The 522-nt window shown below is 48.5% G+C and carries 1 protein-coding gene; it reads right to left on the bottom strand.

The features are described from left to right. On the bottom strand, positions 1 to 522 hold a 522-nt coding region (locus tag R7Q11_RS29210; protein ID WP_225467350.1), incomplete at both ends, for a CNNM domain-containing protein.

The following is a 522-nucleotide window of genomic DNA, read 5'->3' as shown; positions in this document are numbered from 1 at the left end:
GTCATTTACAGTAACGTGTTCGAGATCGAGAATAGCCACCAACATGTCTTGGTGTCGACGAGGGATAAGTCCGCCAGCTTCATTTACGACCGTGCGTAACTCTTCCGAACTCAGATGATCCTCTACCGTGTGATCAGCTTTCACGCCAAGCAAACGAATGAAACCATTAGTAATAAAGTTCACCAGCATTACGAGCGGTGATAGCACTTTCATTAGGATAGTGAGCAAGATGCTGCTCGCGTAGGAAACACGCTCTGGATACAGCGCTGCAACGGTTTTTGGTGTGACTTCGGCAAACACCAAGACAACCATAGTTAGCGCACCCGTTGCGATCGCGACACCTAAATCGCCGTATAGGCGCATGCCGATGATGGTCGCAATTGCTGAAGCGAGAATGTTCACGAGGTTGTTGCCGATAAGAATAAGACCAATCAAGCGATCTGGTCGGTCTAATAACTTTTCGACACGTTTGGCGCCCTTATGCCCACTTTTCGCTAAGTGCTTCAAGCGGTAACGGTTCAA

The sequence above is a fragment of the Vibrio sp. 970 genome (genome assembly GCF_033339075.1).
This window is presented reverse-complemented; position numbering and strand designations above follow the sequence as displayed.